The sequence below is a fragment of the Acinetobacter genomosp. 15BJ genome (genome assembly GCF_000400715.1).
Classification (GTDB): Bacteria; Pseudomonadota; Gammaproteobacteria; order Pseudomonadales; family Moraxellaceae; genus Acinetobacter.
In genome coordinates this window covers 24241-48956 of sequence record NZ_KE007350.1, presented here as the reverse complement: position 1 = coordinate 48956, position 24716 = coordinate 24241, and the positions used below count along the sequence as shown (strand labels likewise).

Sequence of the window (24716 nt, the reverse complement as noted above, 5' to 3'; positions counted from 1 at the left end):
GATTTAACCTATATCAACAAGGAATATGCCATGACTTTTATTTTCCAGCCAATGACACCAGCGGGCCTGTTTATTCATGGCTCAGATCAGCAATTTCCAGTACGCCGTGTCTATTGTGTCGGGCGTAACTACGCTGCCCACGCACGTGAAATGGGCTTTGATCCAGATCGCGAGCCACCTTTTTTCTTTTGTAAGCCAAACGATTTAGAGTCAATTGTACCTGTCAATCAGGATGCAGTAGAGATTCCTTATCCAACTGAAACCTCAAACTATCACTACGAAATCGAGTTGGTGGTGGCAATAGGACGCGATGCGAACAATGTTTCGGTCGAAGATGCTGCAAATTACATTTATGGCTATGCGGTTGGTTTGGACATGACTCGCCGCGACTTGCAAATGAGTATGCGTGAAAAAGGTCGTCCATGGGAAATTGGCAAAGCATTCGATTTTTCTGCGCCGATTGGCCCCATTCACCCGATGACTGAAACTGGTGAGATCAATCAGGCCGATATTCATTTGACCGTGAATGGTGAAACTGTACAACACAGTGATATCACCCATTTGATCTGGTCAGTTGCCGAGACTATTGCCAATCTGTCAACCTTATTTGAACTGAAAGCGGGTGACTTGATTTTTACGGGCACACCAGAAGGGGTCGGTGCTGTAGTGCGAGGTGATGTCATGCGCGCCGAGATTGCAGGTTTAACAGGCATCACCGTGAATGTGAAATAACTCACTTGATCTGAGTGGTTTAAACAGGTGCTCAAACTGAACAATAAATAGAGTTGAGCACCTTTGCTAAGGATTGCACTGGCCATGGTATTGGCAAAAGGAGTCGTTATGTCTCAGAAAACCATAGACGTACAAAGTTTCATTGATGAAATACCACTTTCAGCTTTGCAAAAGCTAATCATGTGGTTGTGCTTTTTGATTGTTGCAATTGACGGTTTTGATACCGCAGCAGTGGGTTTTATTGCTCCTGCATTGAAAGCCGAGTGGGGGCTACAACCCACTGATCTGGCACCGTTATTTGGCGCAGGCTTATTTGGCTTGATGGCAGGTGCTCTGATTTTTGGCCCTTTGTCAGATAAACTTGGGCGTAAGCCGATTCTGATCGGCTCGGTGATCATGTTTGGCTGTGCCAGCCTATTTGCTGCTTTCTCATCGGACTTGCAAACGCTGATTATTTGGCGCTTTCTCACTGGGCTGGGTTTGGGTGGTGCTTTACCTAATGCCATTACCTTAACGTCAGAATATGCACCGACATCCCGCCGCTCCAATTTGGTCACCATGATGTTTTGTGGCTTTACCATTGGCTCTGCGCTAGGTGGGATTCTGTCGGCACAACTGCTACCGCATATCGGTTGGCATGGCATTTTATTAATAGGTGGCATCGCACCTTTATGTACAGTGCCTTTCTTATATTATCTATTACCTGAATCGCTGCGTTTTCTGGTTTTGAAACAAAAAAGTGCCGAACAAATTAAAAGCATCGTCCGTCGTATGGCACCGCATATCACACAGATTCCAAGCTTAGTTCCGCCTGCAAATGAAGTGGCCAAATCAAGTCTCAAAGATTTATTTAGTAAAGGTCTTGCTTTAGGTACTTTTTTGATTTGGTTTACATTCTTTATGAGTCTGCTGATCATTTATATGATTTCAAGCTGGATGCCGACTTTACTCACCAATGCAGGTTTTAACTTATCCAATGCCTCATGGCTCACCTCGATCTTTCAGATTGGTGGAACAATCGGTGCCATCGTCTTGGGTTTGCTGATGGATAAAATGGATGCGACTAAAATTTTAAGTGCAGCCTATGCTTTTGGTGGTTTGTTCCTGATCTGTTTAGGTCTCGGGATTGAACAGTCTAATACCATATTACTGATGTTTGCCATGTTTGGTGTGGGTGTAGGAATCAGTGGCTCACAGGTTGGCGCCAATGCCTTTTCATCCAGCTTTTATCCAACACATTGTCGTGCAACTGGCGTGAGTTGGGCCAATGCGATTGGACGTGTGGGGTCTGTTGTCGGCTCTATCATGGGAGGCTGGTTGATGTCATTGAATCTTTCTAGTTTTGCCATTCTCAGCATTCTTGCCATTCCTGCTTTTTGTGCAGCAATTTCACTATTACTAATTAAACGCCTTAAAAAAGACCAGCCTGTCGTTGTGACAACGTTAGGCTGAAATCAAGCATATTCCGAATAAAAATAGATGGCTGTACCAGTGGATGGTACAGCACCTCAGCTATGGACGATTTATTCTATGTACAATTTAAACACACAAACTTTAACGCTTACCGCACTGTTCGTGATGTCAGGAAGCAGTTCGATGTTGTGGGCAGCAGATCCAACCCAAGCTATTCAAGATGAATGGAAATTTAACCTAAAGAATGCCTATCTATATCGGGATTATGACAATCCGAATGCCAAAAATTTTGGTAGTTGGTCGCAAGGTGCATCTTTATTTTATACTTCAAATTTACACGATACGCCTTTAGTGATCGCAGACAAGCCACTTCGGATTGGCGCGGACGCTTCGGTGCAATATGCCGTACGTTTAAGTGCAGATCGGCATGTCAGTGATATGGTGTTACCCTTTGACTCACAAACTCAATCCCAAGCTGCTGATTATTCAAAATATGGGGCAACCTTAAAACTGGGTTATGACAAAACCTTGCTGAGTATCGGGGAGTTATGGCTGGATTTACCTGTCACCACTTCAGATGCGAGTCGGCAGCTCATTACCTCGTATTGGGGAACGAACTTAAAGTCACAGATTTCGGATCAGCTCTATGCTGAAATTGGTCGGGTGGAAAAAGTATCTCCACGCAATGAGGAGAATTTTCATCGCTTTTCCTTTACCGCCAATGGTAAAACAGCCTATTCCGATGGCTTGAATTATCTTGACCTACGTTATCAACTGACACCTGCACTGAAAGCTGAATACTATTTTGGCAATTTAGAAGATTTATATAACAAACACTATTTAGGCTTGGAGCATACGTGGAAACAGCCGACTTTTTCCCTCAATTCCAAATTGAAATATTTTAATGCTAAAAATGATGGCAATAATTTTGAGATCGATGCGCAAAATATCGGGCTGCTGGAAATGTTGAAAGTGAACAATCAGAGCTTTGGTTTGGGTTATCAGCAAATTATTGGCGAATCGGCCTATCCTTTACCCGATGGTTTTTTGCCTGAGTTGTATTTTATTAACTGGAATGCCACAGGCTTTTTTAAGAAGAATGAAAAGTCCTATCATTTGATGTATGGCTATGATTTTAAGGATTATGTACCGGGGCTAAATGCCATGGTGAAGTATGTTTATGGTCATGATTTTAAAGCAGCCAATGGTGAGAAAAATCATGAAACTGAATCCAATGTCTTGATCAATTATGCCTTTCAGCAGCCTTATTTAAAGGGTTTTGCTGTTCAATATCTACGTGTTGATTACAAGGTCAAACATGGCAATGACTTTGGTGAAGACCGTCTATTTGTGAACTATACGAAGCGGTTTTAATTGAGATCAATGTTGTTAAAAAAAGAGCGCCTAGGTGCTCTTTTTTATTGTTTATAAACTATGTTATGTTAATTTTAGGCATTGATACTCAAGTAATTTATTGAATGCTTTTTAGGCTAATTAAAATAATTGAGTTATGCAGATATGAATGATTTAAGAGATGGATTATTGCTTCTGGAAATGGATGAAAATAGTCCACAAAAATACACATATTCATTGAAAGATATGAAGAAAGTAATCGTTTTTGCACTTTCTGAAAGCGTATCAAATTATTGGCCTGAATTAGCTTTAAATTGGCTTCAGAAAAAACCAGAGTATATAGATAGTGATGTTTTAGATTTGATTGAAACTTTGATTGGAAATAAGACTAAATATTCTCAGAAAGTTAGACATCTAGCGATAAAGATACGTAATGACTTCTTAAAAACGATATAGCACATAATAGTAAATGTTTTATCGGTGAGCTATTCAATTTAATCTATCGAGCTGTATTTAACCACTATTTTGAAATAATTGGGCTGTACTACCATCAACTGTGAACCTCGTTACCCAAAAAAGAGTGCCTATGCACTCTTTTTTATTACTTAACTTTCTTAAAGTCCTTCCTCAGAAAAAATAATTCTTTCAATATCAGAATACTAAAAATTTAAGATATAACTTAACTTGATAAAAGATATATTAAGATATATCTTAATAAGCGTAAATTAAGCAAATATAGAGAAAAATAACAGATGAAACATCAATCCGAGCATTCCCATGATGAAGCCGAAGCAGCTTTATTACATCGAGAACATCACCGAGCAGGCCGCCGTGGTCGCTTATTTGAATCAGGTCGTATGAAATTGTTGGTGCTGCATTTGATTCAGCAAAGCCCCAAACATGGCTATGAAATTATTAAAGAAATTAGTGATCTGGTAGGGGATGGCTATACCCCAAGTGCAGGAACGATTTATCCAACGCTAACCGCATTGGAAGAAATGAATTTGATTGGCGTGCTGGATGCCGAACGTAAGCAATACCAGATTACCGACTATGGCGACAGTTATTTAAAAGAACAGCAAGACATGCTGCTGGCGCTTTTACAAAAGCTGCGACTAAGACGTGAAATTCATAATAATGATCAGTTGGTTGATATCCATCGCGCGATGGAAAATCTGAAAACCGCATTGCGATTAAAGCTGAATATCGCAGATTTGCAACAAGAACAGATCCATCAAATTGCGGAAAAAATTGATCAGGCCGCCATCGCAATCGGACGCTTATAAGTTGGGAGCGAACCATGTTAGAGCTACAACAGAAAATCAAGCAGGCAGGTCTAAGAGTGACTCATCCACGTATGGCGGTATTATCTGTATTGGCGCAACAATCAGAAGAGCTTACGGTAAAGCAGATTTATCAACGGCTGAATGAACAGGAACAGCAGCTGAGTTTGGCCACGGTGTATCGGGTGGTCAGTGATCTGGTGCAGGTTGGCTTAATTGCCAGTTACCAGTTTCATCGGGCAGAGACCAAGTTTAATTTGCCTTCGATCTCTAACAGTCAAATGCTGCAAATTCGTTGTGCTGATTTAACCACCGCCAAACAGACAGCATTTTTACAGTCGTTGGCTGCGGTATTTCATCAATTTCAAGTTGACCTGATGCAGGTTGAAATTAAAGAGAGTGCTTAAGAGCACCTTGGAGCAGAAGCATGAAACAACATCAATATCATGTCACAGTACAGCATTTAAAAGATGCGAAAGGACAGGTTTCGACTTACAGCGAGCGTTTAGAGTTTTATACGGGCAACCATGACGATATCTTCGAGATTGTCGAACGGTTGAAGAAGGCCGATTTTTTTGATGATCAAACCACCAAATCATTTGCAGTGGGTTTAAAGCTGTTTAGTGAAGTAATGTTGGAAAATAAAGATCATCCTTTATTTGAGGAGTTTCTTCCGCAATTTGGTCAATTCATGAAAAATTTAAAACAACACGTGAAGAAAGACAATCCTGAGTAAGATTGTTTTAAAACAAAGTTCATGATGTATTCAGCAATAGATTGTTGCATAGATAGTACCCTGTGTATCGTTTATGGATCATGCTGATGACGTTATAAATTATTAAAATTAACTAAAGATTGTTTTTATTAAAACGAGCTAAAAATGCAAGAATTGAAAGCAAGCCCACGACTGATTGCGAAATTACCCGCGAAGTATGCAGCGTGGATCTTACCGCTGATTTTATCCTTTTTTATGAGTGGGACTTTATCACTCGTTAATCTATGGATGAGAACGGGCTTTATTTCAGGATTTACCATGATCTGGTTAGAAACATGGATGTTTTCTTGGTTGATCGCTTATCCATTGGTCTTGGTTTTATTGCCTGTGGTACGGCGTTTAACAGGCTTGATTGTGGATATGCAAGCTAAGCCATAAGCCTAATGAAGCGGTATTTTATCGAAGCATATTAGATCTATATCAAGATTGTCTCATGAATAACACTCTGTGTATTACTAAAAGACTATATTGCTGAGTGATTGTATTGTTAAGATCAAGCTATCAACTCATTGCATTAGCATAGGTAAAAGAGAGCAATATCATGAGCAATAATAACGACTACGATATTTCTGATTCAAAAGACTGCGAAACATATATTAATCAATTTATTCAAGAATTTACCATTCGTTCTGCCGAAATTGGTAAGGGAACCGTGATTAAACGTGCTCTACCGAGTCGACAAAAACGCTTGGTCGGGGCATGGTGTTTTCTAGATCATGCTGGGCCAGTGAGTTTTCCAGCGGGCGATGGTTTAGATGTGGGACCGCATCCGCATATTGGTTTGCAGACGTTTACATGGATGATTGAAGGCACCATGATGCATACCGATAGTCTGGGTTCAAAACAATTAATCCGTCCTAAGCAGGTCAATTTGATGACGGCAGGTCACGGAATTTCACATACCGAAGTTGCACCTGATACCGAAACCAAAATGCATGCCGCACAGCTTTGGATTGCTTTGCCAGATAACAAACTGAATATGTCGCCTAGGTTTGAGCACTATCCAGAATTACCAATCGTGAATAAAGATCAGGTTGAATTTACGGTACTGGTTGGGGATTTCCTCGATACAACTTCACCTGTGCAAGTGCATACACCTTTGGTTGGGGTAGATCTCACGGCACAAGCCGATACCAAAACCCGTATTCCGTTGAATCCAAAGTTTGAATATGCCTTCATGGCCTTAGAAGGTACGGCTCGCGTTAATGGACATGAATTGACTGCCGATAATATGGTGGTTTTGGAAACTGGTTTAACTGAAATTGAAGTCGAGTTAACCCAAGGTCATCGTCTGTTATTGATTGGTGGTGAACCATTTGAATCACCGATTTTACTGTGGTGGAATTTTGTAGGCCGCACCATGGAAGAGTTAAAGCAAGCGCGTGAGGATTGGATTAATCACGATGCACGTTTTGGAGAAATTCCAGATTACCAAGGTAAACGTTTGGAAGCACCTGTGTTACCTGATCAAATGAGGGCATCAAAATGAGTATTATTGCCAGTGCAACAGTCCAGACTTTGCCAGAACCTTGGAAGGGGGCAGTGAAGAGTGGTACACATCAATTTCTTACCGATAAGCCAGAACAATTTGGTGGACACGATACTGGTCCTGCACCTTATGATTTCCTCACCACAAGTCTGGCCTCCTGCACCATGATTACCTTGCGGATGTACGCGCAGCATAAGGAAATGGATTTGGGTGAATTTACAGTTGAAGTAGATTTTCATACCAATCGTGAACAACAGGAACGGATCGAACGCCGTGTAATATTTAAACAACCTGTTTCACAAGATTTAAAAGAAAAGCTTCTCAATGTCTGTAGCAAAACGCCTGTTACTAAAACTTTGTTACGTAGTTTAGACATTCAGACCATGATTCTTTAAGACTAAAGTGCTATTGTGCTTGGGCAAAACATAATTCTAAGCGTAACTGTGAGAGGGATTAAAACCATAGTTACGCAGCTAAAAAGCAGGCACAAAAATGATTACCTTACATTACCTACAATGCTCACGTTCGTTCCGTATTTTGTGGGCATTAGAAGAACTTGGTGTGGATTGCCAAGTTGAGTATTATCAAAGGTCAGCCAGTTACGCAGCGCCAGAAAGCCTTAAACAAATTCATCCTCTCGGTAAAGCACCTATTTTGGTTGATGGGGATGATGTTATTGTTGAATCTGCTGTTATTCTAGATTATTTACAACAGCAGTATGATCTTCAAAGCAAATTTAAACCTCAACAGGCATCTGATCAACGTCAATATTCGTACTGGATGCATTATGCAGAAGGTTCATTGATGCCTTTATTGGTCATGACCTTAGTCATGAACAGTGTCAGTAAACATGTTCCTTGGGTGATTCGTCCGATTGCGGAAAAAATTACCGATGGTGTTAAAGCTGGCTTTGTCCGTCCACGAGTGAAAGAACATATTTTGTATCTTGAGGATTATTTGTCAAAACATGAGTATTTTGCAGGGGATTTTTCTTTTGCTGACATTCAAATGGCCTTTCCATTGATTGCGATTCAGAACCGCTTACATGGTAAGTATCCAAACATTCAGGCTTTTGTACAACGTGTTCAGCAGCGTCCAGCTTTCCAACGTGCTGAACACGGAACTCTGCATTCTCAATGCGCCTAAATTTTTAAATATAAAAAAGGGAACCGATTGTTCCCTTTTTTATTGTGACTTTATTTTTAGCGTTTGATTACAATTGAATCAATGCCGCTATGTTGTAAGGTCTGTTGAGCAGCAAGTGCAGATTCTTGGCTGTCATAAGGCCCAGAGAACACACGATACCAAGTTTGACCATTTTCAACGCTTTTCACCACATCTGCAGATAAACCATTCAGGATGATTTCTGCACGACGTGCGTCGGCACTGTCTGGGTCAGGGTAGCTACGTACTTGTAAAATATAAGTCGCATGTGCAGGTGCTGCAGCTTGTTCACTTGGGGTGATGCCGCTTGGATCTTCTGTTGTTGTGGTCTCAGGTTTTGGTGACTCGATAATCACAACATTGCCCTGAGGTTTGGACTCTGGCACGGCTTGTTCAGGAATTGGGGTTACTTGCTGTTGCGGAAGTAAGTCATAAAAACGGTAGTCTTTATTGGTATTTTCTTCCTCATAGTGTTCAGACGTTACCTGATTTTTTGCAGGAACAGGTTGCCATGGTTGCCAAAGCATTAACATCACGGCAGCGCACAGGATCGCGAGAACTGCGACAAGCATTCCTAACCACTTCGGAATGAGTGGTTTTTTAGGCTTGTTTGGTCGTTCAGATACACCACGTTGCGTTTTTCCAAACACCAGAAATTCCTCTTGATCCTATTAGGTTATTTGTAACTTGAATCTGCTTAAAAACAAAGCATTATGTTTAAAAATAATGCTTTGTTTACCATATTGTTTAACAATCATGGTTTAAGTTTACATGTGTTTAAAGCGTTGCTTTGCTGATTACCAGTTACCGTTGGCATAGCCTTCGGTCTTGCGACGATGTGCAAAGCGTTGCTTTGCTTTTTACATCGTCTCAGGAGCGGATACGCCCAATAATTCTAAGCCATTGCGTAAAACTTGCTGTACGTTGATTGAAAGCAATAAACGTGCTTGTGTAAGCGCTACATCGTCACCCAAAACTTTATGCTCATTATACCAAGCATGGAATAGCGCAGCTAACTCTTTAAGATAGTTACCAATTTGGTGTGGCTCATAGACATTTGCCGCACGTACTAAAATATCAGGATAAGCAGCAAGCTTAGACAGAATTTCTGTTTCAGCATCAAGTTCTAAACGATTGGCTTGCTCGCGCGCTGCAACAGCATCAAAACTGATCCCTGTAGTGGCTGCTTTTTCTAACATACGACAAATACGTGCATGGGCATATTGAATGTAATACACCGCATTGTCTTTGCTTTGTGAAACGGCAAGGTCTAAGTCAAAGTCAATGTGTTGTTCAGACTTACGCATCACATAGTAGAAACGTGCGGCATCATTACCCACTTCTTTACGTAGATCACGTAAAGTCACGAACTGACCCGAACGAGATGACATTTGTACCATCTCGCCACCACGCCACAAGCTTACGAACTGAACCAAAAGCACAGTCAATTTCTTCGAATCATAGCCCATTGCATCAATCGCAGCTTTAACACGTGAAATATAACCGTGGTGGTCTGAACCCCAAATATCAATCAGGTCAGTATAGCCGCGTTGTAATTTATTTAAGTGATAAGCAATGTCAGAAGCAAAGTAAGTGGTTTGACCATTGCGACGTTTCACTACACGATCTTTTTCATCACCAAACTCAGTTGATTTGAACCAGATGTTGCCCTCTTTTTCATAGAGGTAGCCACGTTGATCTAGTGTCTCAAGTGCTTCGTCAATTTTGTCAGTTAAAGAGTCTTCGCTGAACCATTTGTCAAAGGTCACACCAAAGTCAGCCAAGTCATCTTTGATGTCATCTAAGATGGCATGTAACGCTGCTTGATGGAAAACACGGTAATCCGCACCCAAGTGTTGTTGCGAATTCGCAATCAAACCATCAATGTGCTTTTCTTTGTCGCCAGAAAGGACAACTTTGTTGCCTTCTGCATCGAGTTCTTCAGCGTATTGAACATCTTCTGGTACATCTTTATAGATGTCAGCAACAGCACGAACATGTGCATTGCCATCTTTATCAATAATTTCTTGTGCAATTTCTTTGACGTAATCGCCTTGGTATGCATTTTTAGGGAAAACTAAAGTTTGTCCCGTCAATTCTAAATAACGTAAGTAGGTCGATGTTGCCAAAATGTCCATTTGACGGCCTGCGTCGTTGACATAATATTCACGATCAACTGTTGCACCCGTTGCTTCTAACAGGTTCGCAACGGTCATGCCATAAGCTGCACCACGACCATGACCGACATGCAGGCTAGAGGTTGGGTTTGCAGAGACAAATTCGACTTGGATTTTTTTAGCTGCATTGGCTTGGCTACGACCATAGTCATTTTTTTGTGCTTGGATTTGGTCGAGTACTGCGTAGCGTTGGTCAGCATTTAAAAAGAAGTTAATAAAACCCGGACCTGCAATTTCTGCTTTGGTAATGTCAGCCACTTCAGGCAGGGCTGCCAAGATTTTTTCAGCTAAATCGCGAGGTTTCATACCTGCAACTTTTGAGCCGATCATGGCGATGTTTGAAGCAAAGTCTCCGTGACTTCGGTCTTTGGTACGGGTTAAATGGCTCGTGTTGGTCCAATCTGAAGGAAGTACACCTTGTTGTTGCAGGGTTTGTACCGCATGATCGAGAGCTGCTTGTATTGCCGTATTCATAGTTACCGAAAATAAATGTCGCGGAAAAACGACCAATATAGCAAATTTTATCGGCTTAAGGGGAGTGGGATTTGTGCGGAATTAACATATTCACATAAATCTTTTCTAAGTGATTAGAGCCTTGGAGGTAATGCAGATGCTATGCCATTGAAAAACATAGCATCTTATAGTTTTAATCTTCTAAAATTTGTTCTAATAATTCATCGCTTGGCGCGAAGTAATAAGCACCATCAATCGCAGTGGTAAAATGTAGTAAGCGATCATGAATGCCATCACCTGTAGTCCCAAACATACGTTTCAGCATCTCGTCAATAATGCTTAAATTATTGGTGTAAGCGACAAAGAATAAGCCTTGCTCACCTTTGCCATCACCATAAGGCAAGCTGTGGCGCAAGATTTCCATTTCCTCACCTTCGTCGTCTTCAACGACCGTACGTGCGACATGTGAGTTTTCTGGTTTTACATCATCATCAAGTTCAATTGACTCAAGTTTGGTACGACCAAACACATGTTCTTGTGCATCGACTTTCAGCATTTGCCATTTTGCAAGATCGTGAATATAACGCTGTGCAAAGATAAAGCTGCCATCGGCAAAGGCACCAGCTGTTTCTGGCAGTAATGCTGCTTCTGCACGGTCATCTGGAAATTGCGGATTCTCTGTTCCATCAATAAAGCCTGTCATGTCGCGGCCATCAAAGAAACGGAAACAGGCACGCTCATCCAAAACCTCAACTTTGTCTTGAATTCCTGTAAAAAAAGCTTGGCTCATGGCAAAACAAATATCTGCACGGGCGCTGGCAAGATGAATAAATACATCAGCTGGCACCACTGGCATATTAAACGCACCTTGTTGCGGATCGAGCTGTTTAAAACCTTCAGGTGTTTGCGAGTTGAGTTGTGCCCAAAGTTCGGGACCAAAAGCGATGGCTGTTTTAATCTGGTCATTGGGGTGTTGTGTGATTAAACGGTCACGGGTCGAAAGGAGAGCTTCAATCTGTGGTTTTAATTCGGCAATGCTTAAATCTTTTAAACGTAAAACAATAAAGCGGGCGTGGTCAGAAGGTAATGGAAGAATGACAGATTGCGCAGTCATTAAAAACTCCTTAGTTATTTTTAAGGGGAAAACAATAATTGTGCCTGATGTTATCAGGGCTGAGTAGCTTATTTGCTAAATTTTCTTGCCTAAAATATCAACGCGATGCGCTGATAAAACGGTATAATTCCCCTTTTATTGTTCGACGTAGTTGTTATGTCTTTGCAGATTTGGTTTGCTTTTATGTTGGCGTGTTGGGTGATTAGTATCTCACCAGGCGCAGGAGCAATTGCGTCAATGTCGAGTGGGTTAAACTATGGGTTTCGACATGGTTATTGGAACGTCATAGGTCTGCAAGTCGCGTTACTGATACAAATTCTAATTGTGGCAGCCGGTGTTGGTGTGCTGTTTGCGACAACACCTTGGGCTTTTCAGGTAGTGAAATGGTTTGGTGTCGCTTATTTGGTCTATTTGGCATATAAGCAGTGGACTGCACCGATTCAGGCGATTGAGATTCGACAGGAACAGCATCAATCCGCTTTAGCCTTAATATTGAAAGGCTTTGTGGTGAATATGAGTAATCCTAAGGCGATTGTATTCTTGTTGGCTGTTTTGCCACAATTTCTAGATTTGGGTCAACCGCAATGGCTGCAATACTTAATTATGGCGGCCACGATGGTAATGATCGACTTGATTGTCATGGCGGGCTATACCGGACTAGCTTCGAAAGTATTGAGACTGCTTCGCTCACCGACACAGCAAAAATATTTAAATCGTGGTTTTGCGGTGATGTTTAGTGGTGCAGCACTTTTGTTAAGTGCGATCCAGCAGTCAAGCTGACTGCCGTTTTAGGCAGATTGAGCTTGGCTTTTGAGTTTTTGCGTGATGAAAATAGCGGCAAAGCAAAGTGCCATACACAGAACAATACTTAAGCCTGTAGAAATATTCAGTGCAGCACTCGACCATAGGCCAACCGTAACACCGAGCTGTGCCAACACAAATGCCCAAACCACCATTTGTTTTGGTGAGTGCGCCAATAAGCGTGCACTCAGGGCTGGAATCACTAGTAAAGCACCCATCAATAATGAACCGACCGCACGTAACGCCAATACGGTAAACAATGCCAATAACAACATGAAGATCAAGCGTTGCCAGTTGGCACTGACACCTTCACTCATGGCGATATCTGGATCAATCGCAATTTGAATCTGCGCTGACCACGAACGATAAAGTACGATTAATGCACCTGCAATCACCACGGCAAACATTGGTAAATCAGACCATTCAATACTGAGTAAATCACCGAATAAATAGCTAAGCAATTCAGGACGCAAACTTGGTACTTGCTGAATCAGTAGCAGACCAGAGCAGAGTAGGGTGGCAGAGCTTAATGCGAGTAATGCATCATTGGGTAGGCGAGAATCGTGTAAAACCCAAAGAAGAGCAACCAGCAACAGCGCAAGGCAAGCGACACCCAGCCAAAAAGGTAAATTCAGAATCCCTGCAACCGCGACCCCGAGTAAGGTACCGTGCGCCATAGTGTCTGCAAAAAAAGACATTCTGCGCCAAAGCATCAAGCAGCCGAGAGGAGCCGTTAGAAAAACCAGTAATGACCCCATGATCCAAGCAGGGAGGAGGAGTTGTAACCATTCCATCATGGCTTAGACCTTTGGCTCAGGGTGAATGTGTGGCCGTGGATCGTGCGAACATGGTTCGGCATGATCACTATGCCCACAGTGATTGTGATGATGCTGATAGAACATCCGTTGGGTGCCAAAAATCGCTTGGTATTCGGGATGCTGTTGAATACTTTCAGGTAAGCCACTGCAACAAATATGCTTGTTGAGGCAGACCACGCGATGTGTACCTTGCATCACCCATTGTAGATCATGTGACACCATCAACACAGCACAGCCATAGCGCTCAGGCAAACTGCGTACATATTCATACAGCTCAGCTTCGGACTGAATATCCAAGCCTTGCATCGGTTCATCCAGTACTAAAATATCTGGCTGACGTAATAAAGCACGCGCCAGTAAAACCCGTTGCCGTTCACCACCTGAAAGCTGCTGTACTTTGGATGACTGTAATTTTTGAATGCCGGTGTCGCGAATAATCTCTTCACGTAAAGCCTGTTCGCAAACTTCTAGATCAAGCAAATCTTGTACACGTAAAGGGAGACTTGCAGAAGGGTTAAACTTCTGTGGAACATAGGCCATTTTTAATTTTTTAGAAAAGCGAATTTTGCCTTTATTCGGTGGCATGATACCCAACAGCACCTTGATCAATGTAGATTTACCTGCGCCATTGGGACCAATCAACGTCACAATTTCTTTTGCTTGCAAGGCAAAATCTACATTTCTTAAAATATCCAGCTCATCACGACGAACTGAGATTTTCTCCAGCTGAATAAGTGGAGTGCTTACTGGCGTGTGCTGCACTGATGACATTTTCCAGAGATTTCAATAATGCTATGTTGTGCTAAAAACTGGTCTGATGATGCAAGTTGATCGAGTTGCTGGATCAAACCTTGTGCTGATGCTTCTTTGACAGAATGACATTCCGTACAGATCAGAAAAGCCGCTTGATGACCTTCACGTGGATGGCAGCAAGGTATATAGGCATTAATAGACGTGAGTCTGTGGATTAAGCCTTTTTCTAATAAAAAGTCTAAAGTACGGTAAACCGTAGGAGGCGCAGCAGGGCGGTCTGCTTGGCCTTTAATTTTAGCCAATAAATCATAAGCACCCATCGGTGCCGATGCATTTAAAATGAGTTCAAGTACTTCTTTACGTAAAGGTGTCAGACGAGCGCCAGTCGCAGTGCATAAAATTTCTGCTTCGGCAAGGCGCGCTTTAATATCGTGATGACCGTGAACACCATGTAAAGCATTGTCATGTTCATGTGAACAAGAACTCATAGATTGACCTCATTGTTTTTGTAGAGCCTATTGAATTTTCACTGACATGAAGTGTCTGAATAGTGTCGCAATAGCCCCGCTATCATAACATGCAATTTATGATAACTATCTATATAAGTTAAATGCACGACGGATAGTGCAGCGAATCTAAAAATAGACATAGGCATTTTTTAACTTTTGTTATATTATAACATGATTCGCTAAATTGAGTAATGTTGTGATGTCTCGCCTATTTGTCTTGGTCTTGTTTTCGATGTTAAGCACATGGGGCTGGACACAAAGCTTGGTGGTTTCAACACACCCAATTTATCTGATTGCCAAAGAAGTAACAGACGGAGTAGAAGAACCAATCCTGTTATTAAAAGATCAAAGTGGTCATGACGTACAACTCACACCAGCACACCGTAAAGCGATTCAAGATGCCTCTTTGGTGATTTGGCTTGGGAAAGCGCATGAGGCACCGCTTGAAAAGATGCTAAATCAGAACCGTAAAGCTATTGCGCTATTGGATTCAGGCATTTTAACGACTTTACCGCTGCGTAATTTACGTGGTGCATCTATGGCGAACACGGTTGATAGTCATGTTTGGTTAGATCCAAATAACGCGGTGCGTATCGCTTTCTTTATTGCAACTTTGCGTTCGCAGCAATATCCAGAAAATAAAGCTAAATATATGGCCAATGCGAAAGAGTTTTCGCAACAAATGTTACAAGCTTCTCAACAGTATGAAAGCTCAAACAAGGCAAAAAACTATTGGTCTTATCATGATGCCTATCAATATCTAGAAAGAGCATTGAACCTGAAATTTGCAGGTGCGCTGACCGATGATCCGCATATTGCACCGACGGCAGCTCAAATTAAGTACTTAAGAGACAATCGTCCGCAAAATAAAATGTGCTTATTGGCCGAAACGACAGCAAGTGCCAGTCAGTACCAAAAAATGAACCCAGTAGTTTTCCAATCGGTCGATGAAAGCATGCGTGGGGAAGACAATTTTGTAACAGCATGGCAAAAATTGGCTTTAAAAACCGATAAATGCGTAATAAGTGCACAAAATTGATCAAAAAAATAAAAATCAATTGACTCTAACGTCAGAAAATATGGTAACGAAAAAAGCAGACTTAAGTCGAGAAAAGATTGCATGTTCAGGGGTGTAACTCTATAATGCCTGCGATTCGAAATGATCATGATTAAAACTTGTCAAGCAGTTCTGCTGTAAGTGGGTAAAAAATGAGCCAAACTAGTCGCATGATTGACCGACGATTAGCAAAAGCTTTGGTCTTCTTACAAGCATGTATGATTCCTGTTGCCGCTTTGCTGGCATGGGCAATGAAAGATACAACTGCTGCTTTGAGTGCTGTGCTTGGGGCTTTGGTATGTTGGTTGGCACATTGTTATTTTGCTTGGCAGTCGTTTAGAACGGCAGGCGCAAGAGCATCAAAACAAGTCATGCTGAATATGTACCGAGGAATGCTCGGTAAGTTTGCGATTGTGATCGTGGGTTTTATATTAATTTTGAGCAATGTTAAACCGCTGTCACCGGTTGCATTGTTTTGTGGATTTATTCTCGTACAAGCGATGTCGTGGGTCGCGCCATTTTGGGTGGCACGTCTACAAAAACGAGGGTAAAACACATTTTGAGATTTTTGGAAGTAGAGGCGGGATCTTTGCCATCCGCTTGATTCGTTTCTACTTCTTTTTAATGATTGACATTGACCAGGTGTGATTTATGGCTGCTGAAGAACATGCCCTGACTTCGACCGAGTATATCAAGCATCACTTGACCAATATGACCAATGGCAAAATGCCTGACGGTACATGGAAATTGGCTGAGACTGCTGAAGAAGCTCATTCGATGGGGTTCACTGCAATTCACTTGGATTCAATGGGTTGGTCTATCGGACTTGGTGTGATTTTCTGTTTGTTGTTTTGGACAGTTGCGAGAGCTGCGAATGCAGGTGTTCCAACTAAATTCCAATCAGCGATTGAAATGATTATCGAGTTTGTAGACTCAAGTGTTCGTGATACTTTCCACGGCAAATCACGTTTAATTGCACCATTGGCATTAACCATTTTCGTGTGGATTTTCCTCATGAACGCAATGGACTTAATCCCTGTTGACTGGATCCCGTATACAGCTCAATTGATTGGTGCAAACGTATTTGGTATGGACCCTCACCACGTTTACTTCAAAGTTGTTCCATCTACTGACCCGAACATTACCCTTGGTATGTCGTTGTCTGTATTTGTTTTAATTTTGTTCTATAGTATTCGTGAAAAAGGGATCGGCGGTTTCGTCGGTGAATTGGCACTTAACCCATTCAACCCAAGTAACAAATTTGCAAAAGCGTTATTGATTCCAGTGAACTTAATTTTGGAATTAGTAACTTTCCTTGCTCGTCCAGTTTCGTTAGCTCTACGACTGTTCGGTAACATGTATGCGGGTGAGTTGATCTTCATCTTAATCGCATTATTGCCGTTCTGGATCCAGTGGGCGTTATCTGTGCCTTGGGCTATTTTCCACATTCTTGTAATTACGCTGCAAGCATTTATCTTTATGATGCTGACCATCGTTTACTTGAGCATGGCAAGCGAAAAGCATTAATGGTATTGCCTAACTATCACCTGATCGTTGGGCTTAAATTTTAGTTTAATTTGGTAATAACCTAACCTCTGAGGAATTTTTCATGGAACTCACTTTAGGTCTAGTTGCAATTGCATCTGCTATCTTGATCGCTTTCGGTGCTTTAGGTACTGCGATTGGTTTTGGTCTTTTAGGCGGTCGCTTCTTAGAAGCTGTTGCTCGTCAACCAGAATTGGCTCCACAACTTCAAACTCGTATGTTCTTAATTGCGGGTCTTCTTGATGCTGTGCCTATGATCGGTGTTGGTATTGGCTTGTTCTTCATCTTCGCTAATCCATTTGTAGGTTAATAGCTTAATTCCTAAATCCACATATTGAGGAATAGCGAAATGAATATCAACCTCACATTGATTGGCCAAGCAATTGCATTTGCGATCTTTGTCGCATTCTGCATGAAGTTTGTTTGGCCTCCACTAATCAATGCGATTAGTGAGCGTCAGCGTAAAATCGCTGATGGCTTAAATGCTGCTGAAAAAGCAAAAGCTGACCTTGCTGATGCGCAAGCACAAGTAAAGGCAGAATTAGACGCAGCAAAAGCACAAGCGGCTCAATTGATCGAACAAGCGAACCGTCGTTCAGCACAATTGATCGAAGAAGCGCGTACCCAAGCATCTGCTGAAGGTGAGCGTATTCGTCAACAGGCGAAAGAAACTGTTGATCAAGACATCAATTCTGCTCGCGAAGAATTACGTCAACAAGTTGCTGCTTTGGCAGTTGCTGGTGCAGAAAAAATTCTGAACCAACAAGTTGACGCAGAAGCTCATAATGCCATGCTGAATCAGCTGGCTGCTAAACTTTAAGCGAGGCGAATATGGCTGAACTCTTGACGTTAGCACGCCCGTACGGCAAAGCAGCATTTGCTTATGCATCTGAGCAGAATGCAACTGACGCTTGGTCAAATGCGTTACAACTGCTCAGTGCTGCGGTGCAAGATGAAGCATTTTCCGCTTATTTAAATCGCCCTGAGCTGACTCCTGCGGAACAAGTAGGTCTTTTTGCCAAGGTTTTAGGTGAAGATCAAACTCAATCATTGTCTAACTTTTTGACATTGCTTGCAGATAACGATCGTCTAGTTTTATTGCCTGAAATCGCAACAGAATACGAACTACTTAAATCGCAGAACAACAACACATTGGAAGTAGAAATTGAATCTGCTTTTCCAATGGATGCGACACAAGAGCATATTTTAGCTCATGCGCTTGAAAAACGTTTTAACAGAACAGTTCATGTCACTGTTAACGTTAATCCAGCGTTAATCGCAGGTGTTGTGATTCGTGCAGGCGACCAAGTGATAGATGACTCTGCGCTTAACAAGCTTGAAAAAATGCGGACTCGTCTTCTTGCGTAATAGCAAAAAGACTGAACTTAAAAAAGATTGAGGAATAGCGCAATGCAACAACTGAATCCATCCGAGATCAGTGCGCTCATTAAACAGCGTATCGGCGATCTGGACACCAGCGCGACCGCGAAGAATGAAGGTACCATCGTCATGGTATCTGACGGTATCGTGCGCATTCACGGTCTTGCAGATGCAATGTACGGTGAAATGATCGAATTCGACGGCGGCTTATTTGGTATGGCACTGAACCTAGAACAGGATTCAGTGGGTGCCGTTGTTTTAGGTAACTACCTAAGCCTTCAAGAAGGTCAAAAAGCTCGTTGTACAGGTCGTGTATTAGAAGTTCCGGTTGGTCCTGAACTTCTTGGCCGTGTCGTAGACGCTTTGGGTAATCCAATTGATGGTAAAGGCCCAATTGATGCAAAATTAACTGATGCTGTTGAAAAAGTAGCACCAGGTGTAATTTGGCGTCAGTCTGTCGACGAACCTGTTCAAACTGGTTATAAATCAGTTGATACCATGATCCCTGTAGGTCGTGGTCAGCGTGAGTTGATTATTGGTGACCGTCAAACTGGTAAAACAGCAATGGCGATCGATGCGATCATCGCTCAGAAAAATTCTGGCATTAAATGTGTATACGTTGCGATTGGTCAAAAACAATCAACAATTGCAAACGTGGTACGTAAGCTAGAAGAAACTGGCGCTATGGCGTATACAACTGTTGTCGCAGCTGCGGCCGCTGATCCTGCAGCAATGCAGTATTTAGCTCCGTACTCTGGCTGTACAATGGGCGAATACTTCCGTGATCGTGGTGAAGACGCGTTAATCATTTATGATGATTTGTCTAAGCAAGCTGTTGCTTACCGTCAAATTTCATTACTTTTACGTCGTCCACCAGGTCGTGAAGCGTATCCAGGTGACGTATTCTATCTTCACTCGCGTCTTCTTGAACGTGCTTCGCGCGTTTCTGCTGACTATGTTGAGAAGTTCACGAACGGTGCAGTAACTGGTCAAACTGGTTCTTTAACTGCGTTACCGATCATTGAAACTCAAGCTGGTGACGTATCTGCATTCGTACCAACCAACGTAATTTCGATTACTGACGGTCAGATCTTCTTAGAAACATCATTATTCAACGCAGGTATTCGTCCTGCTGTGAACGCGGGTATCTCTGTATCACGTGTTGGTGGTTCTGCTCAAACGAAGATCATCAAAAAATTGTCTGGTGGTATCCGTACTGCTTTAGCGCAATACCGTGAATTGGCTGCGTTTGCTCAGTTCGCTTCTGATCTTGATGAAGCAACTCGTAAGCAACTTGAGCATGGTCAACGTGTAACTGAGTTAATGAAGCAAAAACAATATGCTCCTTACTCAATTGCTGACCAAGCTGTTTCTGTTTATGCATCTAACGAAGGCTATATGGCTGACGTAGAAGTGAAGAAAATCGTAGACTTTGATGCTGCGTTAATTTCTTACTTCCGTTCTGAACAAGCTGCGTTAATGCAACAGATCGATGAAACTGGTGATTACAACAAAGACATCGAAGCAGCAATCAAATCAGGTATTGAAAGCTTCAAAGCGACTCAAACTTACTAATTTTAGCAATAGCTAGAACTTTAGTTAAGTTTGGTTCACGGATCAACCTTCGGAAGCTCGCAAGAGCTTTCGAATACTAGGTTAAGCGTATGGCAAATTTAAAAGAAATTCGCGCCAAAGTAGCTAGTATCAAGAGCACGCAAAAGATTACTCGCGCGATGCAAATGGTAGCTGCTTCTAAAATGCGTCGTGCGCAAGAGCGCATGGCTCAGGGCCGTCCGTATGCCGATAATATGCGCCGTGTAATTGCTCACTTAGTCCAAGCAAACCCTGAATACAAACACCGTTATATGGTTGAGCGCCCTGTTAAGCGCGTTGGCTATATTGTGGTGTCTTCAGATCGTGGTTTGGCAGGCGGCTTAAACATTAACTTGTTTAAGAAAGTTGTGCAGCATGTCAAAGCACAACAAGAGCAGTCAATTGAAGTTGAATTTGCTTTGATTGGTCAAAAAGCGGTTTCGTTTTTTAAGAGCTACGGCGGTAAAGTGCTCGGTGTGACCACTCAGTTGGGTGATACACCAAGTTTGGAACAGTTAACGGGCTCAGTGCAAATTATGCTTGATGCATTTGATAAGGGCGAATTAGATCGTATCTACCTCGTATCAAATGGCTTCATCAATGCAATGACACAACAGCCTAAAGTAGAACAACTCGTTCCTTTAGCACCAGCAGAAGAGAGTGATGACCTTAACCGTACTTATGGTTGGGATTACCTCTATGAACCAGAAGCAGAAGAATTGTTAAATGGTTTGTTGGTCCGCTATATCGAGTCTATGGTTTATCAAGGTGTGATTGAAAACATCGCCTGTGAGCAATCTGCACGTATGGTCGCTATGAAAGCAGCGACTGACAATGCAGGCGATCTCATCAAGAGCCTACAACTCATTTATAACAAGCTGCGTCAAGCCGCGATTACTCAGGAAATTTCCGAGATCGTTGGTGGTGCCGCTGCCGTTTAACATTATTTTTGAATTGAGGAGACAGCAATGAGTAGCGGTCGTATCATTCAGATCATCGGCGCGGTTATCGACGTCGAGTTTGAACGTAATAGCGTTCCTAAGATCTATGAAGCTCTCCAAGTTGATGGTACTGAAACGACTTTGGAAGTTCAGCAACAGCTTGGTGATGGTGTAGTTCGTACTATCGCAATGGGTTCTACTGAAGGCCTTAAACGCGGTCTTAACGTGACTAGCACTGGCGCACCGATTTCTGTTCCAGTTGGCCCAGCTACGCTTGGTCGTATTATGGACGTTTTGGGTCGCCCGATTGATGAAGCGGGTCCTGTCGCGACTGAAGAGCGTTTGCCGATTCACCGTCAAGCACCTTCTTATGCTGAACAAGCAGCTTCTACTGATCTTTTGGAAACTGGTATCAAAGTCATCGACTTACTTTGCCCGTTTGCGAAAGGTGGTAAAGTTGGTTTATTCGGTGGTGCGGGTGTTGGTAAAACCGTTAACATGATGGAGTTGATCAACAACATCGCGAAAGCACACTCAGGTTTATCTGTGTTTGCTGGTGTTGGTGAGCGTACTCGTGAAGGTAACGACTTCTATCACGAAATGAAAGATTCTAACGTTCTTGACAAAGTAGCAATGGTCTACGGTCAGATGAATGAGCCACCAGGTAACCGTTTACGCGTAGCGTTAACTGGTTTGACCATGGCTGAATATTTCCGTGATCAAAAAGACGAAAACGGTAAAGGTCGTGACGTATTATTATTCGTCGACAACATCTACCGTTATACACTTGCGGGTACTGAAGTATCAGCATTGTTAGGTCGTATGCCATCTGCAGTAGGTTACCAACCGACACTTGCAGAAGAAATGGGTGTTCTTCAAGAGCGTATTACATCTACTAAGTCTGGCTCGATCACTTCGATCCAAGCAGTATATGTACCTGCCGATGACTTAACAGACCCATCGCCTGCGACAACGTTTGCTCACTTAGACGCAACAGTTGTATTGAGCCGTGATATCGCATCTTCTGGTATTTATCCAGCGATCGATCCACTTGACTCAACTTCACGTCAGTTAGATCCATTGGTTGTTGGTGCTGAGCATTATGAAATTGCACGTTCTGTACAGAACGTATTGCAACGTTATAAAGAGCTTAAAGACATCATCGCAATCTTGGGTATGGATGAGTTAGCTGAAGAAGACAAATTGGTTGTTTACCGTGCGCGTAAAATCCAACGTTTCTTCTCTCAACCATTCCACGTAGCTGAAGTGTTTACTGGCGCGCCTGGTAAATTAGTACCGCTTAAAGAAACGATTCGTGGCTTTAAAGGTCTATTAGCTGGTGAATACGATCACATCCCAGAACAAGCGTTCTATATGGTTGGTGGTATTGACGAAGTGATTGCTAAAGCTGAGAAACTCTAATTTAAGGAGATCATCTCATGGCGACTATGCAATGTGATGTCGTAAGTGTTAAAGAGTCAATTTACTCTGGGCAAGTTACGATGTTAATCGCAAAAGGTGCGGGCGGTGAACTTGGTATTTTACCAGGGCATGCACCACTCGTAACTTTACTCCAACCGGGCCCGATTCGTGTTCAGTTGGAAAATGGTACAGAAGAAATCGTTTATGTATCTGGCGGTGTGTTAGAAGTTCAACCTCATGTTGTTACCGTACTTGCAGATACTGCAGTTCGTGCTGACAATTTAGATGAAGCTGCAATTATGGATGCTCGTAAACAAGCTGAAGCATTGTTGGCAAATCAAAAGAGTGACTTGGACTCTGCTGCTGCACTTGCATCTCTATCTGAGATTGCAGGTCAGCTCGAAACGATTCGTAAGATGAAAAACCGCGCATTGTAATTTGCAGGTTTGACATAAAAAAGCCACCGTAAGGTGGCTTTTTTATGTCTCATCTATTTTGAAACCTCAACTTGAAGTTAAACAATCGATGCTTTTAAGTATTTGATTCGTCTTTATTTCCTAAAACCAATGTTGCCAGCTTTACCATATCCATTTGAATGGTATTCAACTGCTTTTCTATCTTGGCAAAATCAATTTTTGAAAGATCGGTTTGACCATGCAATAGCGGCATATTCAGCAACTGTTGATTTGCACTCAATAAGCTTTGGCGAATTTGATCTACTTCCGTACTCTTTAAGTTGAGTGCCAGCAAGGCATCATGTAAACCATTCAATTCTTGGCTTAAAGCACCTGTTGTCTGTTGTAGGCTCTGCACATTTTTATCTTGAATCGCTTGTTCAAGGTTGCTTTGTGATTGCTTAAGCAGCGTGACGTAGTCATCAGTCTCGATTTGCAACTTGGCAATATCACGGGCGATGTTCAACATATTGCCACGACTTAAAGATTGGGTTTCCTGAGGGACTGTTGTTGCGCTTTCTTCATTTTCAGAAGTTGTGTCTGTCTGTTCAAACGCAGTTGTTTGATCAGCTTGTTCATTCTCTTGAGGGACTTGGTCACAACCAGTGAGCGTTAATGCCGCCGCAAGTGTAGATACAGAGAGAATGGCTTTGAGAGATAGATTTTCCATCATGGCTGAACGACACCAGATTATAAGAAGATGGTCACTATAATGAGAAAGTGTGGAGAAAGAAGTGATTTTTGCAATTCAGCAACAGTTTGATGAAAGCAGAGGGATGAAGGGGTTTTTAGGTTTGGAATAGAAAAGAACAGATCAACTGCTCTTTTCTACTTAATTTTTAGGGTTATTTTGCTAATTCAGCTTCAATCGCGCTGACAATACGCTCGTCATCCGCAGTAATATCTGGTGCAAAACGAGCAACAATTTCACCATTCTTATTCACTAAGAATTTTTCAAAATTCCATAACACTTCTGGTGGATTGTTTGGGGTTAAACCATAATCGACCAAGTCTTTCCACCATGGACCTTCACCTTGACGCTCTGGAATTGCTTGAGTCAGGGTTTGATATAAGGCATGTTTATCCTCACCCGCAACAGAGATTTTTGCGAACAGAGGGAAGTGCACGTCATAGTTCAGTGAGCAGAACTGCTGGATTTCATCATTTGATCCTGGCTCTTGTTCTAAGAAGTTATTCGCAGGGAAACCAAGAATTTCTAAACCTTGATCTTTTTTGGCCTGATACAGTCTTTCCAAACCTTCATATTGCGGTGTTAAACCGCACTTTGATGCAACGTTAACGATCAACAGGACTTTGCCTTGATATTGATCTAGATCAACTTCTTGACCTTTGATGTCTTTAACTGGAATGTGATAAACCGATTGGCTCATGGAATACGTCCTAATTTGTTGTTGTGACAATACCCGTTTGTTTTAACTGCTATTGCCACAGAGTGCAATGCTCTTGATATGAATCCATACAAATAATC

The 24716-nt window shown here is 42.2% G+C and carries 30 protein-coding genes; 22 read left to right on the top strand and 8 right to left on the bottom strand.

All coding sequences use genetic code 11. From position 1 onward, the window contains the following. Window positions 1–30 precede the first annotated feature (30 nt). The 11 genes from F896_RS03000 (at window position 31) to F896_RS03050 (ending at window position 8191) form a co-directional block, all read left to right on the top strand. Window positions 31–732, top strand: a complete 702-nt coding sequence (locus F896_RS03000) for a fumarylacetoacetate hydrolase family protein (RefSeq protein ID WP_016164843.1) — start codon at window positions 31–33, stop codon at window positions 730–732. A gap of 108 nt (window positions 733–840) precedes the next feature. Next, the gene (locus F896_RS03005) at window positions 841–2184 is read left to right on the top strand and encodes an MFS transporter (protein WP_016164842.1); all 1344 of its coding nucleotides are present in this window, start codon (window positions 841–843) and stop codon (window positions 2182–2184) included. Window positions 2185–2310: 126 nt separating this feature from the next. Then, the gene (locus tag F896_RS03010; protein WP_416201944.1) at window positions 2311–3519 is read left to right on the top strand and encodes an OprD family outer membrane porin; all 1209 of its coding nucleotides are present in this window, start codon (window positions 2311–2313) and stop codon (window positions 3517–3519) included. A 144-nt stretch (window positions 3520–3663) separates the two neighbouring features. Then, entirely contained in the window at window positions 3664–3954 is a 291-nt protein-coding gene (locus F896_RS03015; RefSeq protein ID WP_016164840.1) for a hypothetical protein, read from the top strand. A gap of 296 nt (window positions 3955–4250) precedes the next feature. Continuing rightward, window positions 4251–4784 carry a PadR family transcriptional regulator gene (locus tag F896_RS03020; RefSeq protein ID WP_016164839.1) on the top strand — a complete coding sequence of 178 codons (534 nt, stop codon included), beginning with the start codon at window positions 4251–4253 and terminating at the stop codon, window positions 4782–4784. A 14-nt stretch (window positions 4785–4798) separates the two neighbouring features. Then, window positions 4799–5188, top strand: coding sequence for a Fur family transcriptional regulator (locus tag F896_RS03025; protein WP_016164838.1), 390 nt, complete (start codon window positions 4799–4801; stop codon window positions 5186–5188). 20 nt (window positions 5189–5208) lie between these two features. After that, window positions 5209–5517, top strand: coding sequence for a DUF3861 domain-containing protein (locus tag F896_RS03030; RefSeq protein ID WP_016164837.1), 309 nt, complete (start codon window positions 5209–5211; stop codon window positions 5515–5517). A gap of 144 nt (window positions 5518–5661) precedes the next feature. Then, window positions 5662–5934, top strand: a complete 273-nt coding sequence (locus tag F896_RS03035) for a DUF2798 domain-containing protein (protein ID WP_004801944.1) — start codon at window positions 5662–5664, stop codon at window positions 5932–5934. 163 nt (window positions 5935–6097) lie between these two features. Beyond that, complete coding sequence (locus tag F896_RS03040) at window positions 6098–7045, top strand: pirin family protein (RefSeq protein WP_016164836.1); 948 nt, start codon at window positions 6098–6100, stop codon at window positions 7043–7045. Next, window positions 7042–7440: an OsmC family protein gene (locus F896_RS03045; RefSeq protein WP_016164835.1), complete on the top strand. Its 399-nt coding sequence runs from the start codon at window positions 7042–7044 to the stop codon at window positions 7438–7440. Before F896_RS03040 ends, F896_RS03045 begins: the two co-directional genes overlap by 4 nt. Before the next feature lie 97 nt (window positions 7441–7537). Next, on the top strand, window positions 7538–8191 hold the full coding sequence (locus tag F896_RS03050; protein ID WP_016164834.1) for a glutathione S-transferase family protein: 654 nt from the start codon (window positions 7538–7540) through the stop codon (window positions 8189–8191). 56 nt (window positions 8192–8247) lie between these two features. On the opposite strand, the gene F896_RS03055 is transcribed toward F896_RS03050, so the two are convergent. The 3 genes from F896_RS03055 to F896_RS03065 all read right to left on the bottom strand — a co-directional run bounded on the left by F896_RS03055 (window position 8248) and on the right by F896_RS03065 (window position 11953). Continuing rightward, complete coding sequence (locus F896_RS03055; RefSeq protein ID WP_004801958.1) at window positions 8248–8859, bottom strand: SPOR domain-containing protein; 612 nt, start codon at window positions 8857–8859, stop codon at window positions 8248–8250. Between the two features lie 210 nt (window positions 8860–9069). After that, window positions 9070–10860, bottom strand: coding sequence for an arginine--tRNA ligase (argS, locus tag F896_RS03060; RefSeq protein WP_016164833.1), 1791 nt, complete (start codon window positions 10858–10860; stop codon window positions 9070–9072). A 172-nt stretch (window positions 10861–11032) separates the two neighbouring features. Then, window positions 11033–11953 carry a Dyp-type peroxidase gene (locus tag F896_RS03065; RefSeq protein WP_016164832.1) on the bottom strand — a complete coding sequence of 307 codons (921 nt, stop codon included), beginning with the start codon at window positions 11951–11953 and terminating at the stop codon, window positions 11033–11035. A gap of 156 nt (window positions 11954–12109) precedes the next feature. Here F896_RS03065 and F896_RS03070 point away from each other — a divergent pair, with 156 nt between their 5' ends. Further along, entirely contained in the window at window positions 12110–12733 is a 624-nt protein-coding gene (locus F896_RS03070; RefSeq protein ID WP_016164831.1) for a LysE family transporter, read from the top strand. Between the two features lie 8 nt (window positions 12734–12741). Here the strand turns inward: F896_RS03070 and znuB are convergent, their stop codons facing one another. The 3 genes from znuB to F896_RS03085 are packed head-to-tail and all read right to left on the bottom strand — an operon-like array spanning window position 12742 to window position 14813. After that, complete coding sequence (znuB, locus tag F896_RS03075; RefSeq protein WP_016164830.1) at window positions 12742–13551, bottom strand: zinc ABC transporter permease subunit ZnuB; 810 nt, start codon at window positions 13549–13551, stop codon at window positions 12742–12744. A 3-nt stretch (window positions 13552–13554) separates the two neighbouring features. Beyond that, entirely contained in the window at window positions 13555–14343 is a 789-nt protein-coding gene (gene znuC, locus F896_RS03080; RefSeq protein WP_016164829.1) for a zinc ABC transporter ATP-binding protein ZnuC, read from the bottom strand. Then, on the bottom strand, window positions 14316–14813 hold the full coding sequence (locus F896_RS03085; RefSeq protein WP_004801969.1) for a transcriptional repressor: 498 nt from the start codon (window positions 14811–14813) through the stop codon (window positions 14316–14318). The genes znuC and F896_RS03085 overlap by 28 nt, the downstream gene beginning before the upstream one ends. A gap of 220 nt (window positions 14814–15033) precedes the next feature. Here F896_RS03085 and F896_RS03090 point away from each other — a divergent pair, with 220 nt between their 5' ends. The 10 genes from F896_RS03090 (at window position 15034) to F896_RS03135 (ending at window position 23209) form a co-directional block, all read left to right on the top strand. Further along, a complete protein-coding gene (locus F896_RS03090) occupies window positions 15034–15873 on the top strand; it encodes a metal ABC transporter substrate-binding protein (protein WP_005200703.1) in 840 nt (279 codons plus the stop codon). Window positions 15874–16043: 170 nt separating this feature from the next. Further along, a complete protein-coding gene (locus tag F896_RS03095) occupies window positions 16044–16442 on the top strand; it encodes an ATP synthase subunit I (RefSeq protein ID WP_016164828.1) in 399 nt (132 codons plus the stop codon). A gap of 100 nt (window positions 16443–16542) precedes the next feature. Further along, on the top strand, window positions 16543–17418 hold the full coding sequence (gene atpB / locus F896_RS03100; protein WP_016164827.1) for a F0F1 ATP synthase subunit A: 876 nt from the start codon (window positions 16543–16545) through the stop codon (window positions 17416–17418). A gap of 82 nt (window positions 17419–17500) precedes the next feature. Continuing rightward, window positions 17501–17746 (top strand): F0F1 ATP synthase subunit C, encoded by a 246-nt coding sequence (gene atpE / locus F896_RS03105; RefSeq protein WP_000424060.1) that lies wholly within the window; start codon window positions 17501–17503, stop codon window positions 17744–17746. A 39-nt stretch (window positions 17747–17785) separates the two neighbouring features. Beyond that, window positions 17786–18256: a F0F1 ATP synthase subunit B gene (locus F896_RS03110; protein WP_004801977.1), complete on the top strand. Its 471-nt coding sequence runs from the start codon at window positions 17786–17788 to the stop codon at window positions 18254–18256. Window positions 18257–18267: 11 nt separating this feature from the next. Then, the gene (locus tag F896_RS03115; protein ID WP_016164826.1) at window positions 18268–18804 is read left to right on the top strand and encodes a F0F1 ATP synthase subunit delta; all 537 of its coding nucleotides are present in this window, start codon (window positions 18268–18270) and stop codon (window positions 18802–18804) included. Window positions 18805–18846: 42 nt separating this feature from the next. Then, window positions 18847–20391 carry a F0F1 ATP synthase subunit alpha gene (gene atpA / locus F896_RS03120; protein WP_004801981.1) on the top strand — a complete coding sequence of 515 codons (1545 nt, stop codon included), beginning with the start codon at window positions 18847–18849 and terminating at the stop codon, window positions 20389–20391. An 89-nt stretch (window positions 20392–20480) separates the two neighbouring features. Beyond that, window positions 20481–21350: a F0F1 ATP synthase subunit gamma gene (gene atpG / locus F896_RS03125; protein WP_004801983.1), complete on the top strand. Its 870-nt coding sequence runs from the start codon at window positions 20481–20483 to the stop codon at window positions 21348–21350. A gap of 27 nt (window positions 21351–21377) precedes the next feature. Beyond that, window positions 21378–22772 (top strand): F0F1 ATP synthase subunit beta, encoded by a 1395-nt coding sequence (gene atpD / locus F896_RS03130; protein ID WP_004801985.1) that lies wholly within the window; start codon window positions 21378–21380, stop codon window positions 22770–22772. 17 nt (window positions 22773–22789) lie between these two features. Further along, window positions 22790–23209, top strand: a complete 420-nt coding sequence (locus tag F896_RS03135; protein ID WP_016164825.1) for a F0F1 ATP synthase subunit epsilon — start codon at window positions 22790–22792, stop codon at window positions 23207–23209. 94 nt (window positions 23210–23303) lie between these two features. On the opposite strand, the gene F896_RS03140 is transcribed toward F896_RS03135, so the two are convergent. Continuing rightward, window positions 23304–23900, bottom strand: coding sequence for a hypothetical protein (locus F896_RS03140; protein WP_016164824.1), 597 nt, complete (start codon window positions 23898–23900; stop codon window positions 23304–23306). 172 nt (window positions 23901–24072) lie between these two features. Continuing rightward, window positions 24073–24618, bottom strand: a complete 546-nt coding sequence (locus F896_RS03145) for a glutathione peroxidase (RefSeq protein WP_016164823.1) — start codon at window positions 24616–24618, stop codon at window positions 24073–24075. Window positions 24619–24716: the final 98 nt, after the last annotated feature.

What these genes read in the sequence shown, in the direction of transcription:
- F896_RS03045 (WP_016164835.1), top strand. Translation starts at nt 7,042, where the DNA reads ATGAGTATTATTGCCAGTGCAACAGTCCAGACTTTGCCAGAACCTTGG.
- F896_RS03145 (WP_016164823.1), bottom strand. Translation starts at nt 24,618, where the DNA reads ATGAGCCAATCGGTTTATCACATTCCAGTTAAAGACATCAAAGGTCAA.
- F896_RS03040 (WP_016164836.1), top strand. Translation starts at nt 6,098, where the DNA reads ATGAGCAATAATAACGACTACGATATTTCTGATTCAAAAGACTGCGAA.
- F896_RS03135 (WP_016164825.1), top strand. Translation starts at nt 22,790, where the DNA reads ATGGCGACTATGCAATGTGATGTCGTAAGTGTTAAAGAGTCAATTTAC.
- atpB (WP_016164827.1), top strand. Translation starts at nt 16,543, where the DNA reads ATGGCTGCTGAAGAACATGCCCTGACTTCGACCGAGTATATCAAGCAT.
- F896_RS03030 (WP_016164837.1), top strand. Translation starts at nt 5,209, where the DNA reads ATGAAACAACATCAATATCATGTCACAGTACAGCATTTAAAAGATGCG.
- F896_RS03115 (WP_016164826.1), top strand. Translation starts at nt 18,268, where the DNA reads ATGGCTGAACTCTTGACGTTAGCACGCCCGTACGGCAAAGCAGCATTT.
- F896_RS03110 (WP_004801977.1), top strand. Translation starts at nt 17,786, where the DNA reads ATGAATATCAACCTCACATTGATTGGCCAAGCAATTGCATTTGCGATC.
- F896_RS03065 (WP_016164832.1), bottom strand. Translation starts at nt 11,953, where the DNA reads ATGACTGCGCAATCTGTCATTCTTCCATTACCTTCTGACCACGCCCGC.
- F896_RS03020 (WP_016164839.1), top strand. Translation starts at nt 4,251, where the DNA reads ATGAAACATCAATCCGAGCATTCCCATGATGAAGCCGAAGCAGCTTTA.
- znuC (WP_016164829.1), bottom strand. Translation starts at nt 14,343, where the DNA reads ATGTCATCAGTGCAGCACACGCCAGTAAGCACTCCACTTATTCAGCTG.
- F896_RS03015 (WP_016164840.1), top strand. Translation starts at nt 3,664, where the DNA reads ATGAATGATTTAAGAGATGGATTATTGCTTCTGGAAATGGATGAAAAT.
- F896_RS03070 (WP_016164831.1), top strand. Translation starts at nt 12,110, where the DNA reads ATGTCTTTGCAGATTTGGTTTGCTTTTATGTTGGCGTGTTGGGTGATT.
- F896_RS03010 (WP_416201944.1), top strand. Translation starts at nt 2,311, where the DNA reads ATGTCAGGAAGCAGTTCGATGTTGTGGGCAGCAGATCCAACCCAAGCT.
- F896_RS03005 (WP_016164842.1), top strand. Translation starts at nt 841, where the DNA reads ATGTCTCAGAAAACCATAGACGTACAAAGTTTCATTGATGAAATACCA.
- atpE (WP_000424060.1), top strand. Translation starts at nt 17,501, where the DNA reads ATGGAACTCACTTTAGGTCTAGTTGCAATTGCATCTGCTATCTTGATC.
- F896_RS03000 (WP_016164843.1), top strand. Translation starts at nt 31, where the DNA reads ATGACTTTTATTTTCCAGCCAATGACACCAGCGGGCCTGTTTATTCAT.
- atpG (WP_004801983.1), top strand. Translation starts at nt 20,481, where the DNA reads ATGGCAAATTTAAAAGAAATTCGCGCCAAAGTAGCTAGTATCAAGAGC.
- F896_RS03085 (WP_004801969.1), bottom strand. Translation starts at nt 14,813, where the DNA reads ATGAGTTCTTGTTCACATGAACATGACAATGCTTTACATGGTGTTCAC.
- F896_RS03140 (WP_016164824.1), bottom strand. Translation starts at nt 23,900, where the DNA reads ATGATGGAAAATCTATCTCTCAAAGCCATTCTCTCTGTATCTACACTT.
- F896_RS03025 (WP_016164838.1), top strand. Translation starts at nt 4,799, where the DNA reads ATGTTAGAGCTACAACAGAAAATCAAGCAGGCAGGTCTAAGAGTGACT.
- F896_RS03095 (WP_016164828.1), top strand. Translation starts at nt 16,044, where the DNA reads ATGAGCCAAACTAGTCGCATGATTGACCGACGATTAGCAAAAGCTTTG.
- znuB (WP_016164830.1), bottom strand. Translation starts at nt 13,551, where the DNA reads ATGATGGAATGGTTACAACTCCTCCTCCCTGCTTGGATCATGGGGTCA.
- argS (WP_016164833.1), bottom strand. Translation starts at nt 10,860, where the DNA reads ATGAATACGGCAATACAAGCAGCTCTCGATCATGCGGTACAAACCCTG.
- F896_RS03090 (WP_005200703.1), top strand. Translation starts at nt 15,034, where the DNA reads ATGTCTCGCCTATTTGTCTTGGTCTTGTTTTCGATGTTAAGCACATGG.
- F896_RS03035 (WP_004801944.1), top strand. Translation starts at nt 5,662, where the DNA reads ATGCAAGAATTGAAAGCAAGCCCACGACTGATTGCGAAATTACCCGCG.
- F896_RS03050 (WP_016164834.1), top strand. Translation starts at nt 7,538, where the DNA reads ATGATTACCTTACATTACCTACAATGCTCACGTTCGTTCCGTATTTTG.
- atpA (WP_004801981.1), top strand. Translation starts at nt 18,847, where the DNA reads ATGCAACAACTGAATCCATCCGAGATCAGTGCGCTCATTAAACAGCGT.
- atpD (WP_004801985.1), top strand. Translation starts at nt 21,378, where the DNA reads ATGAGTAGCGGTCGTATCATTCAGATCATCGGCGCGGTTATCGACGTC.